General features: G+C 64.8%; 15 protein-coding genes. 10 read left to right on the forward strand and 5 right to left on the reverse strand.

Annotated elements, in window-relative coordinates; all coding sequences use genetic code 11:
- Positions 1 to 200 precede the first annotated feature (200 nt).
- The 3 genes from QF040_RS33615 to QF040_RS33625 all read left to right on the forward strand — a co-directional run bounded on the left by QF040_RS33615 (position 201) and on the right by QF040_RS33625 (position 3,092).
- Positions 201 to 911, forward strand: a complete 711-nt coding sequence (locus QF040_RS33615; RefSeq protein WP_429614506.1) for a helix-turn-helix domain-containing protein — start codon at positions 201 to 203, stop codon at positions 909 to 911.
- A 49-nt stretch (positions 912 to 960) separates the two neighbouring features.
- On the forward strand, positions 961 to 1,749 hold the full coding sequence (locus QF040_RS33620) for a hypothetical protein (RefSeq protein WP_429614507.1): 789 nt from the start codon (positions 961 to 963) through the stop codon (positions 1,747 to 1,749).
- Between the two features lie 197 nt (positions 1,750 to 1,946).
- A complete protein-coding gene (locus QF040_RS33625) occupies positions 1,947 to 3,092 on the forward strand; it encodes an MFS transporter (protein ID WP_429614508.1) in 1,146 nt (381 codons plus the stop codon).
- 51 nt (positions 3,093 to 3,143) lie between these two features.
- Here QF040_RS33625 and QF040_RS33630 read toward each other — a convergent pair whose 3' ends face one another.
- Complete coding sequence (locus QF040_RS33630; protein WP_429614509.1) at positions 3,144 to 4,049, reverse strand: LysR family transcriptional regulator; 906 nt, start codon at positions 4,047 to 4,049, stop codon at positions 3,144 to 3,146.
- An 82-nt stretch (positions 4,050 to 4,131) separates the two neighbouring features.
- Between QF040_RS33630 and argC the strand changes: the two genes are divergently transcribed.
- From argC to rrtA, 4 genes are all read left to right on the forward strand, one after another.
- Entirely contained in the window at positions 4,132 to 5,067 is a 936-nt protein-coding gene (argC, locus tag QF040_RS33635; RefSeq protein ID WP_429614510.1) for an N-acetyl-gamma-glutamyl-phosphate reductase, read from the forward strand.
- A gap of 284 nt (positions 5,068 to 5,351) precedes the next feature.
- Entirely contained in the window at positions 5,352 to 5,744 is a 393-nt protein-coding gene (locus tag QF040_RS33640; protein ID WP_307512775.1) for a YkvA family protein, read from the forward strand.
- A 190-nt stretch (positions 5,745 to 5,934) separates the two neighbouring features.
- Positions 5,935 to 6,144, forward strand: coding sequence for a DUF4287 domain-containing protein (locus QF040_RS33645; RefSeq protein ID WP_206176075.1), 210 nt, complete (start codon positions 5,935 to 5,937; stop codon positions 6,142 to 6,144).
- Between the two features lie 362 nt (positions 6,145 to 6,506).
- The gene (gene rrtA / locus QF040_RS33650) at positions 6,507 to 7,118 is read left to right on the forward strand and encodes a rhombosortase (RefSeq protein ID WP_429614511.1); all 612 of its coding nucleotides are present in this window, start codon (positions 6,507 to 6,509) and stop codon (positions 7,116 to 7,118) included.
- A 22-nt stretch (positions 7,119 to 7,140) separates the two neighbouring features.
- Here rrtA and QF040_RS33655 read toward each other — a convergent pair whose 3' ends face one another.
- The gene (locus QF040_RS33655) at positions 7,141 to 9,897 is read right to left on the reverse strand and encodes an endo-1,4-beta-xylanase (RefSeq protein WP_429614512.1); all 2,757 of its coding nucleotides are present in this window, start codon (positions 9,895 to 9,897) and stop codon (positions 7,141 to 7,143) included.
- Between the two features lie 407 nt (positions 9,898 to 10,304).
- On the opposite strand from QF040_RS33655, the gene QF040_RS33660 reads away from it, so the two are divergent.
- Complete coding sequence (locus QF040_RS33660; protein ID WP_429614513.1) at positions 10,305 to 11,300, forward strand: LysR substrate-binding domain-containing protein; 996 nt, start codon at positions 10,305 to 10,307, stop codon at positions 11,298 to 11,300.
- A gap of 131 nt (positions 11,301 to 11,431) precedes the next feature.
- Here QF040_RS33660 and QF040_RS33665 read toward each other — a convergent pair whose 3' ends face one another.
- Positions 11,432 to 12,385 carry an aromatic alcohol reductase gene (locus tag QF040_RS33665; protein WP_429614514.1) on the reverse strand — a complete coding sequence of 318 codons (954 nt, stop codon included), beginning with the start codon at positions 12,383 to 12,385 and terminating at the stop codon, positions 11,432 to 11,434.
- A 92-nt stretch (positions 12,386 to 12,477) separates the two neighbouring features.
- On the opposite strand from QF040_RS33665, the gene QF040_RS33670 reads away from it, so the two are divergent.
- Entirely contained in the window at positions 12,478 to 12,930 is a 453-nt protein-coding gene (locus QF040_RS33670; protein WP_429614729.1) for a winged helix-turn-helix transcriptional regulator, read from the forward strand.
- A 25-nt stretch (positions 12,931 to 12,955) separates the two neighbouring features.
- Here the strand turns inward: QF040_RS33670 and QF040_RS33675 are convergent, their stop codons facing one another.
- Positions 12,956 to 13,312 carry a DUF2200 domain-containing protein gene (locus QF040_RS33675; protein ID WP_429614730.1) on the reverse strand — a complete coding sequence of 119 codons (357 nt, stop codon included), beginning with the start codon at positions 13,310 to 13,312 and terminating at the stop codon, positions 12,956 to 12,958.
- Between the two features lie 384 nt (positions 13,313 to 13,696).
- Here QF040_RS33675 and QF040_RS33680 point away from each other — a divergent pair, with 384 nt between their 5' ends.
- Entirely contained in the window at positions 13,697 to 14,965 is a 1,269-nt protein-coding gene (locus QF040_RS33680) for a glutamate carboxypeptidase (RefSeq protein ID WP_429614515.1), read from the forward strand.
- 24 nt (positions 14,966 to 14,989) lie between these two features.
- Here QF040_RS33680 and QF040_RS33685 read toward each other — a convergent pair whose 3' ends face one another.
- Positions 14,990 to 17,077, reverse strand: coding sequence for a DUF3300 domain-containing protein (locus QF040_RS33685; RefSeq protein WP_429614516.1), 2,088 nt, complete (start codon positions 17,075 to 17,077; stop codon positions 14,990 to 14,992).
- Between the last annotated feature and the right edge of the window lie 56 nt (positions 17,078 to 17,133).

A 17,133-nucleotide genomic window follows, 5' to 3' on the forward strand; every position in this document is an offset into this window, starting at 1 on the left:
GAAAAGTGTAGAAAGAAATTTGCGGATACGCAAATTATTTGCGGCGCACCAAGGGGAAACCATGGTGCACCTCATCGGTGAAATTTGCGTCAATGCAATTTGCGTATACGCAACTTCCGCGCCCGAGTCATCCGGGTTGGCATGGATGGCGTGCGGACCCGCTGGCAGAATCGCCATGCACCACAAAGAGAAAGCCAAGCGTGAATCCACACACAGGGACCAAGCCGGGGACGAAGCCAAAGGACGAGGCGCCCACGCTGGACCGCACCACTTTCGGCCACCGCCTGCGCACCGCGCGCAAGCGCTTCGGCTGGACGCTGGCGCAGCTGGCCGAGCGCTCGGGCGTGTCGATCACCACCATCTCGCGCGCCGAGCGCGGCCAGCTCGCGCTAGGCTACGAGAACTTCGCCGCGCTGGGCCGCGCGCTCGAGATGGACATGAACGCGATGTTCGCGGGTGCTGGCGTCAAGCCCGCGCAGTTCGACGGGCCGGTGGTCACGCGCGCGGGCAAGGGCGTGGTCTACCGCGGACTCTCGTTCGCCTACGAGTTCCTCGGCACCACGGCGGCCGGCAAGCAGATGAGCCCCGTCGTCGGCACGGTGCATGCGCGCAGCGTCAATGGCCCTGAAGATTTCGCGCGGCATCCGGGCGAAGAGTTCGCCTATGTGCTGTCGGGCGAGATCGAGGTGCACTTCGACACGGGTGAAGTCGTCCACCTGGCGCGCGGCGATTCGCTGTACTACGACAGCAGCATCGGCCATGCGTACGTGAGCGTGAGCCGGCAGCTCGCGAAGATCGTCGGCGTGACCTCGGGGGAGAGCGGGCACATGAAGTCGGCGCGCGAGGCGCCTGTGCTGAAGCCGGCGCGCAAGGCGGTGGCGAAGAAGGCGGGGCGCGGCGGCAAGGGCTGACGCGGCGCACAGACAGCGGAAGCAAACTGAAGAATTGCTCGAACATCCAATGGCACTGACCCGTGAAAACTGGCCCAGCCGGGCCGTCGTCCAGACCTCGTTGGCGGCCCAGTTCGCTCTGCCGCCGTTGCCTCCACCGATGCAGGATTGGTTCGCCTGGTGCCGCCGCATGGGGACCCAGTCGCTCGTGCTGGACGAGGCGGATTGGCGCGAGGGTTGGCGTGGCGAGCTCACCGGCGCGGGCGCCGTCGATGTGCCCGGCCTCCTGGCGGAGATGGAGGGCTACCGTTTCATCCTGGATCAGGAGGCGAGCACGCCGGAGCATCTGGTATGGCGCGACGCCGTGCAGACCGGCGAATGGCAGCCGCACTGGGTGGTCCTGCAAAACGCGAATGGCGATCCGTTGATCGGCGACATCAGCCAGCCCGAAGTACCGGTGCTCTGGGACTATCACGGGAGCGGCAGCTGGTCGCCGCAGCCGCTGTTCCCGAATCTTCGAATGCTGATGGAGCGCATCGAGATCGATGCGCCAGTTCCCTCGGACGATGTTCCGTCGAAGATCCTTTTCTACACGGTGCATCTCGCGGACCTGGGCCCTCAGCCCCTGCAGGTGCTGACCGCGCTCAAGACCCATTCGGACTACAAGCACCTGGCCGGCGCAAGCCTGCTGAAGCTCAAGCATCAACTGCCTTTGCCGCTGCTGGTCGACAACGTCAGCGATGCGGCGAAGGACTACCTGGTTCATCGCTTCGAAGCGCTTGGGGCACGAGTAACCGTCGTCGAACGTGGACTGAGAACATCCGCGGAGCGGACGACCGGTGCTGCAAAAGGGGATTGACCGCGTCGAAGCGACGAAGTTATAGTCGCCGCCGCAGCGCCTTCGCGGCACTGTCGTAAGCGTTACCGTCATCCAACGCGTCCTTTGTCGAGAGGATCCCAGTAGGGAATATCTCGATCCATAAAGACGCGCCTTGGCATGACATGACATCAATTTTTTCCCCTGCATCCGTTCGCCCAATCGGGACCCTTTCTGCATTGACGGGGCTTGCTCCCGTGGTGCTCGCGGTCTTCCTCGGATTCCTCGCAATCAGCGCTCCTCTGGCGGCCCTCGCCCTCGAGGTGCGCGACCAGCTCGGGTTCGGTGCCGCCACCGTGGGCTGGGCCATCGGCGTTCAGTCGCTGGCCACGCTCTTGACCCGCCATCGGGCGGGCACGCTCTGCGACCAGCGCGGCCCCCGCGCTGCTGTGCTTCTCGGGCTTCCGCTCACTGCCTGCTCGGGCCTGGCCTACGGCCTGTCGAGCGTGCTGCCCATCGACCCCGCTGCGAAACTCGCCGTGCTGCTTCTAGGCCGGCTGGTGGCGGGCCTGGGTGAAAGCCTTTTCCTCACCGGCTTGATGAGCTGGGGCATCGCGCGCGTGGGTGCGCCTCGCACCGGCAAGGTCATGTCCTGGACAGGCATCGCCATCTACGCCGCGCTCGGGCTTGGTGCGCCGCTGGGGTTGGCCGTGCAGTCGGCATTCGGCTTCGTAGGCGTCGGCGCCGCGGCATTGCTGACCCCGATGCTCGCCTGGGTCATCGCCCTGCGCCTTCCGGCTGTGCCCGGCGCCGGCGGGCAGCGCGTGCCGTTCCATCGCGTGCTCGGCCTCATCTGGCGACCCGGCCTCGTGCTCGCACTGGCGACTGTTCCCTATGCCGCGATGGCGGCCTTCCTGACGCTCGACTACGCCGCACATGGCTGGCCGCGAGCCGGCACGGCGCTGCTCGGTTTCGGCGCCGCCTACGTGCTTGTGCGCCTGGTCGGCTCGGGCCTGCCGGACCGCTTCGGCGCGACGCGGGTTGCAGTGGGCTCTTTGATCTTCGAGGCCATCGGCCAACTGCTCATCTGGTGCGCTCCCGCACCGGGCATGGCCGTGCTGGGCGCGACGCTGACGGGGCTCGGCTTCTCCCTCGTGTTCCCCGCGATGGGGGTGCTCGCGACCCGATCCGTTCCGCCTGAACAGCGCGGCCGTGCGGTGGGCAACTTCATCGCCTTCGCAGATATCGCGATGGGCGTGACCGGGCCTGTGGTCGGTTTTGCGATCCAGTGGTTCGGCATCACGGCGGCTTTTCTCGTCGGTGCAGGCGCGACCTGCGCGGCACTGTGCCTGCTGCCTTCCTTGCGGCTCGGCCGCAGCGACTAGCGAGACGAGTTTCTTCCACGCCGCATTTTTCTCGCGCAGTGCATCGCCGACTCAAGCAGCCGAAGCGTGCTTCTCAGGCTGCAACGCCTCCAGCACGAAACGCGTCGGCCCGCTCGCACCTCGATCACTGACCGCAAGGCCCAGCTGTCGCCAAAGCGCCGGGCTGAGTGGACGAATGGCAATGCGAGGGTCGCGCGCGGGCTCTTTGTCGTCGCCGTGCGATTCCTCCGGCAGCAGGGCGGCCCCGTAGCCGGCCGCGACCAGTGTCCTGATCGCATCGTTGTAGTTGAGCTCGATGCGCGGGCGGCAATGCACGCCAGCCGCGGAAAACCATTCCGCGGTCAGCCGATAGAGACGTGTGGAGGCGTCGTTCATGATCAGCGGCCGCTCGGCCAGCCACTGCGGCGTGAGCCGCCTGGGCGCCTTCCAGTCTGCCGGCAAGAAGGCGACGACGGACTCGCGCCGCAGCGGCGTGACATGAACGCCGCGCACAGGCGCCTGCGGCAGCGCCACGACCGCCAGGTCCAGGCTGCCCGCGGCGAGCCGGGCCATGCTGTCGTTGGAGGTCAGTACCTGCACGTTCACGTCGATGCCGGGATGGTGCTGGGCGAGACGCTTGAGCGCGGGCGGCAGCAGGTGCGCAATGGTGCCCGTCGAGGCACCTACGCGCACGCGGCCTGTTTGACCGGCGAGCTGGCGTCGAACGTCTTCCACTGCGTCGTCGGCGTCCGCGAGCAGCCTGCGGGCACGTGCGATGAACCGCTCGCCCAGGGCGGTCGCTTGCGCGGGCCCTCTCCCGCGAACGAGCAACTGGCCACCCAGGCGCGACTCCAGTTCCGCGATCTGAACGGTGACGGTGGGCGCCGCCAGATGAAGGGCGCGCGCGGCATTTGCCAGTGAGCCGAGGTCGGCGATGGCGACGAGGGTGCGCAGGTGGTCAAGGCTGAGTTCTCGCATCGCGCTAATTTAACTTTTCTTAATCCTGCATTGAAGATATTTAGCTGGAGCCATCGAAGCCGCGTCCCTACCATCGCGCTCCATGGACTTCAACATCTTCATCGACGGCGATCAAGGCACCACCGGCCTCGACCTGCAGAACCGCCTGCGCGGCGGGGAATTTCGCATCCGCACATTGCCGGCCAACCTGCGCAAGGACGCGGCCGCCCGCCGGGCCGCCCTCAACGAGAGCGACATCGCCATCCTCTGCCTGCCCGATGCCGCGGCGCGCGATGCGGTGTCGATGATCGAGAACCCTTCGGTGCGCGTCATTGACGCCAGCTCGGCGCACCGCACCAGCCCCGGCTGGGTCTACGGCCTGCCGGAGCTCGATGCGCAACAGGGCGAGCGCATCGCGTCTGCACTGCGGGTCACGAATCCGGGCTGCTATCCGACAGCCGCGGTTGCCTTGCTGCGGCCGCTGACGGATGCGGGGCTGTTGCCCGCCGACTATCCGCTGGTCATTCACGCCGTCTCGGGCTATTCGGGCCAGGGCAGGGCGGGGGTGGAAGCGTACGAAGCTGGCGTGGGTGCGGGGGCGCATTCACTGAAGGTCTACGGCCTTGCACTCGAGCACAAGCACGTGCCGGAGATCGAGACGTATGCCGGCTTGACGGAGCGGCCCATCTTCGTGCCGGCCTATGGCAGTTATCGGCAGGGCATCGTGCTCACCATCGGACTGCACGCGCGGATGCTTGCTGCCGGCGTGTCTGGCGCGCGCATCCATGAGTGCCTCATGGAGCGGTATCGCGATGCGGCGCATGTGCGTGTGATGCCGATGTCTTCTGCCGCACCGATGACGGAACTCGATCCGCAAGTGCACAACGGATCGAACGACATGAGCCTGGGTGTCGCGTGGAATGAACGCACGGGGCAGATCGTCTTGAGCGCGGTTCTGGACAACCTGGGCAAAGGGGCCGCAGGTGCGGCGGTGCAGAACCTGCGATTGATGACGGGGGCTTTGTTGCCTGTAATGTGAGGTCGATGTGTTGATGGAGAGGGGGGACTCGGACGTCAAGGGCTGATATCGCTATCGCAGAGCCGCTGTTCGCCAGGAGCGGCCTGGTCGCTACACTGCCGCGATGGCGTAGACGCACGATGACCTCAAGCCGTTACACGGAGCTGTGATGCCGATATTCAAGTGCCCCGCGCCGCGATTGGCGGCGCAGATCCAAGGCGACCAGGCTGATGAATTTGAACTCGCTTCGGCTGCTCGGCCGATGGACGGTTCCTTGGCAGAGTTCAAGTTCGCGTTCTGCATTGATGAGCATCAGTGATAACTTGAAGAGTTGGGCCAGGCGAATCAAACGCGACGGCGTGGCGCTCTGGTTTGCGGGTAAAAATCCCCGAACGCCTTGGTATGCGAAAGCGTTGGGCGTATTCGTGGTGGCCTATGCGCTAAGCCCCATCGACCTGATTCCAGACTTCATTCCTGTGCTGGGTTACGTCGATGATGTGATGCTGCTTCCCGCCCTCATCTGGTTGACCATCAGGCTGCTGCCGCCTGAAGTCCTTGCGGAATGTCGCAGTCAAGCAGAAGAGTGGATGCAAACGAAGGGCTCGAAGCCAAGCAGCCGGGCCGGCGCGCTCCTAGTCGTAGCCGTGTGGCTGGCGATGGGCGTAGCGGCATGGGTCTGGTTGAGCCCGCATCTATAGCATCTATAGATTCCCGAGTGACCGCCTCGGAGCGAAATGTATAGTCGCTTCGGACCCATTCATGATGAAAGTGCGACAGGCTACGGTCGGTCAGGAGCGGAAGTAGCATTCGACGTCGAACGCCTGGCCTGCCATTCTTCAATGCCGTTGCTCGCCTTGCCCCACCAGCCCCCTCACCAACGGGATGTCAATGACAGAAACGACCAAAGTCAAAGGCCCTGCCTCGTACTTTCCTTCGATCGAAAAGACCTACGCGAAGCCAATTGCCCACTGGATGAATGTTCTTCAGGATGCAGGCCCTCTCAAACACATGGAACTCGTGAACCGGCTCAAGACGGAGCATCAAATCGGCCATGGGCACGCAAACGCGCTGGTGGCAGCCTTCCTGGCGAAGAAGTAAAAAGTCAGGACTCGAACGTTCACGTGCGGCCAGGTCGGAGTTCGGCCAGAACCGCCCCTCCGTCGGTGTGCCCAGGTCGCCGGATAGCGCGGAGCAATTTCGTACCAGCATGGGTCGAGAACGCTCGTAGCTCCAGGTTTTGGCAGACGGTGTGATCGGGCAGACTCGGTGGATGAGCTTCTCGCCTTCCGCGCATGGCGGGCAAGTCGTGGAGAGGATCACCGGGCGGCTGCTTTGCAGCGTTGCAGTCGCTGGCAGCCGGAGCAAGCCAACGGCACAATTCCGCCACAACAAGGCATTCGCCGAGTACCTTCATCCTGCCTCACGGCTAATTGCCCGAATCCCTGAATGGGCCGCGCCCCGTGCAACCTCTTCCACTGCGGTCCTTCGCCAATTGGCTCGTTCCCGTCGCACTCGCCTGCCTCGTGCTGGCCTTGCAGGCGGGCGGTGAGCCGGTGTACGAAGCGCTGCGCTACGAACGCGCGGCCGTGCTCGGTGGACAGTACTGGCGCCTGCTTTCGGCGCATGCGGTGCATCTGGGCTGGGCGCACTGCCTGATGAACGCCGGCGGGCTGGCGCTGTGCGCCGCGCTCGCGGCAGGCACCCGCAACTGGTGTGCCTGGGCCACCGCGATCGTCGTGCTGGCCATCGGCGTGGGGATTTTGCTGGTGGCTGCATCGCCCGAGGCCACGAACTACGCGGGCCTCTCGGGCGTGCTCTACGGGCTGTTCATCTGGGTGCTGGCGCCACGCGCCTGGCGCGGCGATCGCGTGGCCTGGATCGTCCTTGTGGCCGTCATCGCACGCATCGGCTGGCAGATGTTCCATCCGCCTTCGGATGCGCAGCGTGCGCTGATCGGCGGCGAGGTGATGGTCGAGGCGCACCTGTACGGCGCGCTGTGCGCACTGGCGCTCTGCCTCTGGCAGGGTGCGTGGCCGCGCTTGCGGCGGGCCCGAGACGGCGCCGAGGCCTGACCTCGGCGCCGGCTTCACCACTTCAGGACCGGCGGCGTCGGGCGAGCGCAAGCGCCGCGAGGCCGGCCAGCGCCAGGGCGAGGTCGCCCACATCAAGCGATCCGCCGCGTCTGCTGAATGGGAAGGCGATCGGCATCACCGGCGCAGGGGGCTCGGTCGTCGGCGGTGTCGTCGTCGGCGGCTCATTGTTCGACGCGTAGGGCTCGATGTCGTAGGCGTAGAGCTTGACACTCGTCCCCTCCTTGGGACTCTCCGCCTGCATGGCGACGAACCCGCCAACGGACGCCTGCCGCTGGCTGATGGCGTTCCCGGCGTCCCTGTTCGGCGTCTCGCCATCGCCCACTTCCTTCAGAACATAGTGTTGTTTGACACCGTCCCTCTCGGTGTACAGGAACATCTTCATCTCGCCGGTCTTCGGGTCGATGGGCGTGTTGAACCAGACCGCCTGGTCCAGCGCTCTCTCCGCGATCTGCGAACCCTCCTGGCCGTTCGTCTGCCGCGTGATCAGCGAATGCCGACCCGCCACGACAGTGCCATTCGCGCCATTGCCTCTGAACATGACATGCGGGTAGGCATTGGTGCCATGGATGAAGCTCTGCATCGTGTGCCCTTCCTGAGCGGCGTAAGGCCCTGCGGCAGGACTCTTCGCTTCTTCGAAGACGAACTTGAGGTTGTCCTGCGCCAGGGCGGGCTCGCTCGCGGGCCCATTCAAATTGGCCAATGGCACCAGGATGTCGCCCCGGACGATGACGGGCGTGCGCGACAGCGATTCCGGCGAGGCCGTCGTCGCGGGCTTGCTTCGGTTGGTCAACGCGGCGGCCTGCGTCTGTCCGTTGAATTCCGACTCGCCGGACACGACCATGTAGGTCCTTCCGGGTTCAATTCTCGTGACGAGCCGCCAGGCTTTTTCCGTTGCCGCATGCTTGTGCAACCGCAGTCCGAAGGGGTTGGCGACCGGGTCCTGCGATGACAGGATGAGCGTGTCGCGACCATGTTTCGGCACCGCCTTCGTTTCCGTGACGCCGGACGCTCTCGCCATGCCGTCGCTCCCATAGGAGGTCTTGTATTGCTTGAAGGGGGTCACGCCGTCGCTGAAGCGAACTTCCGCATAGGACAAGGGTGCCGCCAAGGCGTTGGCGGCATCCATCCACCCGACGGTCATCTTTCCAAAGGACAGGACGAAGGTTGCCGTGTTCTCCGCAGACGCAGTGGCCGGTGCGGGCCCCCTCGCGGTCACCGTGACATGGCAGGGTTTGCCGGGAACCACAGCGCAGTCGGGCGGGTTGAACTTCATGTTCTCAACGGCAAACCCCGAGGGCAGGGAAACGTTGGCAGCGGTGAAAACGACGTTCTTCGTGTCGACCGGCACGTTGATGTCGAGCATTGCCTGAGCGTTCTTGCCGCCCCAGGTCCGGGCTTTGAAGGATTCGCCGCCATAGCTGAAAGTCGCGGTGACGCCGTTCGGCGGCAAGCCCGCATCGATGAGGTACTGCTCCGGGTTCGTCGTGGCCCAGTACGCCTCCTTCGGTCGGCCGACTCCAGACCACGGATACCCATTGGTGTGATAGCCCGGGTCCGTCATTCCCCACCAGGTGACCCGGTGCACGCCTCCCTTGTACTCAGGGTGCCGACCTCCCGGGCCGGCGGCGTACTCCTTGAGCAGGCTGAAAAGTTTCGCGTACTGGACGCCCTGTTCCATGAACAGGGCATCCATCTCAGGGCCATTCTGGATCCGCAGGCCTTTGTCCAGGCCCAGGGCCGGCGCGAGATCCAGCTCGGTCAGATCGACGTTCGCCCCGGTTTCGAGATAGGTCTTGAGGGTCCTCTCGAAGGCGTCCAGGTTGAGCCTCATGTCCCAGTGCCCCTGCGTGCCGATGACGTCGATCAGCGGCCTGGGCTTCCCCTTGGCGTCCAGAAGTACCCGCCCTTTGCCTGCGGCCGATTCGGCCGCGTACCGTTCATTGAATTCCTTGACCATCGCGGCGATCGCCGTCGCCTTCGAGGCGCGCTCGTTGTCGTTGAAGTCGTTGTAGTTCAGGATGGCCGTCGTGTTCTGGCGCGCGTAATAGAAAGCGTCGTACATGTAGTCCCAGCTTTTCCCGCCCTTGGCATAGGCTTGGGCCCATCGGGCCGGCCGCTCCTCGGGGCTGTAACCGGTTCGCAGGGCGTTCCTCCAGTCGGCGGGGTTGTCGGGGTTGTCCTTGAACGCTTCGTTGACGACGTCCCAGGCGTAGGCCTTGAAGGGTTCCCGATCGAAGTGGCCGGCCACGGTCCGAACGTAATACTCCAGGCCCGTCTTCGCCGTTGCGTAGTCCCACGGCGTTTCCCATCCGCCACTCGGAGTCAGGACGTTGGGGGCGGGCCATTGGGCCGACTGGTTGTGCCAGAGCAGCACGTGCCCGGTGACCTTGACGCCGCGCGCGTTGGCCGCGCTGATGTCCGCGTTGATGCCCGAGGTCAGGTTGGTAAGGAAATTGGGGCTTGGATTGCTCATCCCCCCGTTCCAGAAATCGGGCTTCATCGCGTTGCTGGGCGTCACCGCATTGAAGTGTTTCAGGGTCATGGCGGCGACCGAGTTTTCACCCGGCACCACGTCGGAGCCGAAGTTGCGCGCGTCGAGATTGGTGCTGCCGATCAGGAAGTAGTTCTTGTACACATCCTTCAGCGCCGGCCAATCGGCAGGATTCGCAGGCCGCTCAGCTGCCAGGGCGGCGTTCGCGATCACAAGTCCGGTGGGCAGCGCAATCAAAAGACGCTTGAAGTCGAGTCTGCTGAACATGGTCCCGATCCTCCTAATGATTCCGACGACCGGAGAGTTCTCGTTGGCTGGCTCTGCGGCAGGCGCCTGTGCGCCCTCTCGCGGATCGACGTTCGATGGTCAGATGCATGCTTGTCTCCTTGGGTTGAAAGGAATCACTCCCGGGCGGGACGGCGTTCGGGACCTCGATGGACATCGCCGAACACCAGCACCCCCATCACGGCGAGTGCGGCGGCGATCCATGGCGCGATCCCGTGAGGCGCGCGGCTGTCACAGCCGCGCGCCCTGCAGCAGGCGTGCGTTCAGCGATGCGGCGGCACTTCAGGGCGCGAAGGCTAGGTGACGGCCCCCTGCCGGTCCACTTACTTTTTCGCTAGCATCCATTCCAAATGCTGATGAGTTCAGGCAAGACCTCTGACAAACCCCTGATGCTGGCGCAAGTCTCGCGTCTGCGTTTCCGGCACCTGCAGTTCCTCGACATCCTGGGCAAGACGCGCAATTTGCGCCTGACTGCCGAGCAGATGTACATCACGCAGCCGGCGGCCACCAAGGTGTTGATGGACATCGAGGAGATGCTGGAAGCGCGCCTGTTCGATCGCCTGCCGCGCGACATGCAACCGAATGAGCTGGGACTCTTCACCTTGCGTTACGCGCATTCGGCACTTGACGGCCATCGCAAGTTCGTGGACGAGTTCAGCAATCTGAAACAGGGAGGGCACGGCCATCTGTCGATCGGCGCCATCTCGGGTGCGGCGGCGCATCTGCTGATTGCCGCCGTGGCCGAGCTGCAGCGCCTGCGGCCGCTGCTGGTGGTGAAGGTGCTGGAACAGAGCAGCGATCAGCTGATCGTGTGGCTCGCCGAGCGCAAGATCGACGTGATGATCGGCCGCTTCACCGACGAGTCTCAGCGCGACCAGTTCCATTACGAAAACCTGACCGGTGAAAGGTTGCAGATCACCGCAGGCGTGCACCATCCGCTGCGTGGACCGAACACTCCTGGACTGAGGGAACTGTCGAGTTGGCCGTGGATTCTGTATCCGGCCTCCACGGCGCTGCGCAAGGTGTCGGATGACATCTTCCGCAGCACAGGCCTGTCGCTCACCTCGGGCATCGTCGAGACGCCGTCGTTTCTGTTCGCGCTAGAGCTGATGCAGAGCACGACCATGCTGTCGCTGCAGCCCGCCGCGCTGGTGGACAAATATGTACGGCGCGGGCTGCTGACGCGCATCGCGGCCGAGCTCCCCAACCGCATGCCCGACTTCGGCCTGATCACGCTGCAGGGCGAGCCCCCCGGCACGGCCGTGCTGGCATTCATGGACGTGATCCGCAACATGGCGGACCATGAGGCCGGCGCGGCATTGGCCGAACGAGCGACGCCCGTTGCCAGGCCCAAGCCGCGGGGTCGCGCGTCTTCTCGCTGTTGACCCGTCGGTCGAAACCCGGCTGGTTGCGACCCCTGCACGCGGCGACCAAGGGAGCAAGCCAAGGCCCAGCGCCGCGATGCCAGCGAGGAAGCTGTCGTCGATGCGGCTTGCTCAGAGTGGCGGACCCACGATCACTCGCTGCGGCCCGAAAGAAGGTTCGCGTCGATCCATGACGCCACGTCGGTAACCGCAATGGCGCGGCGTTGATTGAACGTCCCGCTCTTTTCCCATGCAACACCCCGACCTTGAGCAAAAACCGCACGGTACTTGCGCATCATGTTGTGCGGATCGCGCGCCAGCTCATCCAGCAAATATTGCTCGCTCCACTCCGACCGGGTGAAGGGGCGGCCAAGGGCCGCTTGCAGCTTGTCGGCGACCTCCCCGTAAGTCACGGTGTCGCCGGCGAGATAAACGATCTCGTTGCGGATGCGGGGCTTGGCGAACACGATCGCGGCAGTCAACGCGCCAATGTCATCGGGCGTCGTCAGCGTCACGGCGGTGTCGAGGCTGCCGAGGGCGTGGACTGCGTCATTTTGCAGGTCGACGACACCGAAGTCCGGCTCGAAAAGATAGCTCATGAACATGCCGGTCGAGATGATGACCCACTCCGTCTGCCGTTGGCTGCGCAGCAGTTCGCGCACGTCCAGCTGTGCGTCGAAGATGTCCTGCGGACTGCCCCGGCCGATGACGTCGAAATCGACCCCGAACTGCCATGGAAAGTACCTCGGGATTCGCGCCTGCAATGCGGCCCGCACCAACTTCATTGGCGTGTCGATCCCGGCTGCATAGCCCGCGCAACCGATCACCGTGTCGTATCGCGCGAACATCACGGCGAGCTCATCGATGGCGCTTTTCACAAGATCGCCCAAGACGATCTCGATCCCCAGATCTCGGATCTCCGCGATGTCCTGTCGCTTGCCTGCTTCACTGGACTCGACCGCACTTGCGCGCAGCAACACGCTGATCTTTGCGCCATCCAGATCTTTCGCCCGGCGCGCGAGATTGCGCAGTACAGGCAGGCCGAGTTCACCGGCACCGAGCACGAGAATTTTCTGAGATGTAGCGTTAGGATCCGTTTGGTTCATGGTGTAGCCCACTGGAGAATGCGTCGCGGCAGTCTATCGATGCATGGGCATGTATGAAAGAAGGCACACGCGTGATACCGCGAGCTAAAGAATTGAATCGAGACGAAATACTTCAGTATTCGCAGACCGTGTGTGACGGCCTGAGAGACGACGATGACGGAGTGCGGCGAGAGGTGCTTGCACATGCCGGAAGCCGTTGGTCACTCGGTGTCGTCCACACGCTCGGCGTGTATGGAAGACTGCGCCACGCAGAGATCGGAAGGCGCATGCACGGGGTCACTCAACGCATGTTGACGCGCACCTTGCGACAGCTCGAGCGTGACGGCTTAGTGCTCCGTCATGATTTTGAAGAGGTGCCCCCCAGAGTCGAGTACGAGCTGTCCGACACGGGCATGGAGCTGCTCGTTCGCATGGTCCCGCTGTGGACCTGGATCGTGGAGAACGCGGATCGCTTCCGAGAAGCGAGGCAAGATTTCGACGAACAGCACCGCGACGAAAAATCCGAAGCTGTCGCTGACCTGGCGCACAACGGTTCCCGACTTTAAGAGCGTCTGCTTCCGGTTCGGATCTTCACAACTGCACCCGCAGAATTTTTTCCATCGCCTTTCCTTTGGCGAGCTCGTCGATCAGCTTGTCCAGGTAGCGGATCTTCTGCATGAGCGGATCGTCGACGTCTTCCACGCGAACGCCGCAGACGACGCCCTTGATGAGCGAGCTGTTCGGGTGAAGGGCCGGCGCCTCGGCAAAGAAAGTCTGGAAATCGTTTTGCCGTTCGATCTGCCGGCGCAGTCCCGCTTCGTCATAGCCCGTCAGCCAGCAAATGATCTGGTCGACTTCTTCCTTCGTGCGGCCCTTGCGTTCCGCCTTTTGAACGTACATCGGATAGACCTTCGCAAAGGCCATCGTGAAAATCGAATGCTTGGGCATCGTCATTCTTCCTTCCTGTGTATCAGGGTCCGAAACGCATGCTGCTTCGGTGTGCCGAGGTGAAGAGGGCGCTGTCGCGGAGCGCCTGCTCCTCGCCGGATTCTGACGCACGCAAGGAGCGAGCAATGTCGACGGCAGTTCCGAAACCCTCGCTGAGAGGCAGGGGCGGGGCAGCGCACCAGCTAGGTCATCAGCGCATCGCATTCGCCTTCGATGCGGCCGTGAAGCAGCCCGAGCGATGCGGCGAGCAGCCGGTGCAGCGCGTCGCGTTGGCACGCCGGCGCCGCCCGTCAAGTCGCCGCGCTGTCGCCGATTTGCGCAGCCTTCTCCCATGCCGCCGCTATGCTGTCGCCCGCCATTCACTTCAGCAAAACGGGAACCCTCATGTCCATGCGCTCTTCGTCCTTCTTCGCCCTGCGTTCCATCGCGCTGGCCTCCGGTCTCGCACTGGCCGCCATCGCCGTGCAGGCCGCGCCCGATGCCAAGCTGCTCGCCGCCGCCGAGAAGGCGCAGCCCGCCGTCATCGACAACCTGAAGGAGATGGTGCAGATCGAATCGGGCAGCCTCAACGTCGATGGCCTGCTCAAGATGGCCGACGTGATCGAGGGCCGCCTGAAGGCCGCGGGCTTCAAGACCGAGCGCCGCAAAGCCGAGGCCGGCGCGGGCGCCGACATCGTCATCGGCACGCTCAAGGGCACGGGCAAGCGCAAGATCATGCTGCAGGGCCACATGGACACGGTGTATGCGGCGGGCATCCTCGGCAGCCAGCCCTACAAGGTGGACGGCAACCGCATCTACGGCCCGGGCATCGCCGACGACAAGGGCGGCATCGCGGTGATGCTGGGCTCGCTGAAGATCCTGGCCGATGCGGGCTGGCGCGACTACGACACGCTCACCGTGCTGGTGAATCCCGATGAAGAAGTGGGCTCGGTGGGTTCGGGCGAACTCATCGCCACCACGGCCGACCTGCACGACACGGTGCTGTCGTTCGAGCCGACGGCCGCCAAGTCGGTCGCCAAGGGCGAGTCGCTGCTGCTCGGCGCGGCCGGCATCGCGCAGGCGACGATGGAAGTGAAGGGCCGCGCGGCGCATGCGGGCGCCGCGCCCGAGCTGGGCCGCAACGCGCTGTACGAGCTCTCGTACCAGATGCTGCAGACCAAGGACCTCGCAAAAGACATCCCGGGCGTGACGCTCAACTGGACCGTGGCGCGCGCCACCGGCCCGATCAACCAGATCACCGAGAAGGCGCAGGCGCTGGGCGACATCCGCATCACGCAGCCGGGTGCGGAGAAGAAACTCAACGAAGTGCTGCAGGCGAAGATCGCGAGCGGCAAGCTGATTCCCGACACCGAGACCACGGTGAGGGTCGAGGTCGGCCGTCCGGCGTTCGTGGCGGGCGCGAAGGGCCGCGCATTGGCCGAGAAGGCGCAGGCGATCTACAAGGAAATCGACCGCGACCTCGCGCTTACGCCGATGACCGGTGGCGGCACCGACGCGGGCTTTGCCGGCCGTTCGGGCAAGGCGACGGTGGTCGAGAGCTTCGGCCTCGCGGGCTTTGGCTACCACGCGCGCGACGAGTACATCGAGGTCGATTCGATCGTGCCGCGCATCTACCTCGTCACGCGTCTGCTGACCGAGATCGGCAAGCAGTAGCAAGAGGCGACGGGAAGGCCGGCCTCAGGGCTGCTGCTTCGGGGGCTCGCCGGGGCGATTCGGTGGCGGTCGGCGAGCCGCGGCCGCGGCGGCTGCCGCAGCGGCGTGCTGCTGGGCCTGTTGCTGCTGTTGTTGCTGGCGCATCTGGGCCTGTTGCGCTTGGCGGGCTTGCTGCTGCTGTTGCTGTTGCTGCATCTGTTGCTGGCGCTGCTGCATCGCCTGTTGCTGTTGCGCGCGAGCGGCCTGGGCTTGCTGTTGTTGCTGCTGCTGTTGCTGGCGGCGCATCTGCTCCTGCTGCTGACGGGCCTCGTTCTGGGCTTGCTGCTGGCGTTGCTGTTGTTGCTGCGCCTGCTGCCGCTGAATCTGCTGTTGTTGAGCCTGTTGCTGCTGGGCCGCGCGGGCTTGAGCCTGCGCTTGCTGCTGCGCCTGCATCTGCTGGCGCCGTGACTGATCCTGCTGGGCTTGCTGCGCCTGTTGGGATTGCTGTTGTTGCTGCTGCTGGCGCTGCCGGTCCTGCAACGCGCGCTGCTGCTGTTGCTGGGCCTGCTGGCTCGCGGTGCGTGCCTGCTGTTGTTGCTCCATTTGCTGGCGCCGCAACTGCTCCTGCTGTTGTTGCTGTTGGAGCCGGGCCTGCTGCTGCTGCTGCTGCTGCTGCTGGTTGGCGGCGCGCGCTTGCTGCTGTGCCTGTTGTTGCGCCTGCTGCGCTTGCTGGCGGCGCGCCTGGTCCTGCTGCTGCTGTTGCGCGCGTTGCTGAAGCTGGGCCTGCTGTGCCTGTCGCGCCTGCTGTTGCTGCTGTGCTTGCTGAGCCTGCAACTGCTGCGCTTGTTGCTGTTGAGCCTGCTGCTGCGCGCGTTGCTGTGCTTGCTGTTGCTGCACCTGCTGCTGTTGCGCCGCGGCCTGCTGCTGACGTGCCTGTTGTTGTTGCTGCTGTTGCTGCATCTGCGCGAACTGCGCTTGTTGTTGCTGCTGCTGCGCAAAGTTGGGCGGCGGCGCGCCGGGCGGCATGCCGCGTGATCCGCCGTTGCGGTCGCTGCGATCGTTGTTGTTGTAGACGTTGCGCACGTTGTTGTTCACCACCGTGGTCGAGCGCGAGATGTAGGTGCTGTTGTTGTAGACCACCGCAGGCCGTGCGAAGGCCGGCTGCACCACGCGGTCACGGTCGCGATCGCGGTCGTATCTGCGATCGCGCGGTGCGCCCCAGTTCACGTTCCATGAGTTCCAGCCCCAGCCGTGGCGTTCCAGTGCAGCGCCCACGATCACGCCGGTGCCGAACGCCAGCGCGCCGGCCGCGGCAACCTGGCCGCGGCTGTAGCCCGGCACAACCTCCACGGGCGGCGGCGGCGCGTACGCATAGCCGGGATACACGGGCAAGGGCTCGCCGTAGATCACCTGCGGGTCGTAGCGCGGCACGTACACGACGTCGGGCTGCACGGGTTCGATGGTGATCAGTTGCTGCGGCGCCTCGATCACGGCGGGTCCGCCGTACGCGGCCTGCATGTCCGGTGCCGGCACGTAGTCGCGCGGCGCCTGGGCGCTTGCCACCCGCAGCTTGTCGTTGTTCTTCAGGCGGCCCGCTTTCGATGCGCGCTGCCGCATGACCTGGATCGCGTTCATCACGTCGGCCGGGTCGTTGTAATAAGCCTTGCCGAGCGATTCAGTCCAGGTGATGTTGCCGGCGAGCTGGTCGAGCACGGGCCTGAAGGCGGTGAGCGATTTCACGCTCGGGTCCCAAGGCTGCTGGTTGGCCGCATCGGCGAGCGGGCCGGCCTTGAGCGACTGGTTCTGCCCGAGCCAGTCGTGCGCGGCGGTGATCTGCTCGGGGTAGGTGGCGCCCGCGAGGATCTGCGCGACGAGCTTGTCGGGATAGAGCGCGATGGGTGCAACCAGCTGGTAGAGCTGCTCGGCCGATGGCGGCGTGTAGGCGGCAGGCACCGGCGCAGCGGGTGCTTGCGGCACCGACGGCGCGGGCATCGAGATGGCGGGGTCTGCTGCGTTGGCCGGTGCGTTCGATGCCGTCGGTGGTGCGGACTTGTCGCAACCTGCGAGGACGAGGGCGCCGACGCACAGCGAGACCGCGAGCAGGCGAGGGAGGGGGGGACGTTGGATGTTCATCTGAGTTCCATCAAGGCGCCGACGTCACGCCTGACTCTCTCAACGGTCCCTGACGG

This window comes from Variovorax sp. W2I14 (assembly GCF_050435205.1).
Classification (GTDB): Bacteria; Pseudomonadota; Gammaproteobacteria; order Burkholderiales; family Burkholderiaceae_C; genus Variovorax; species Variovorax paradoxus_C.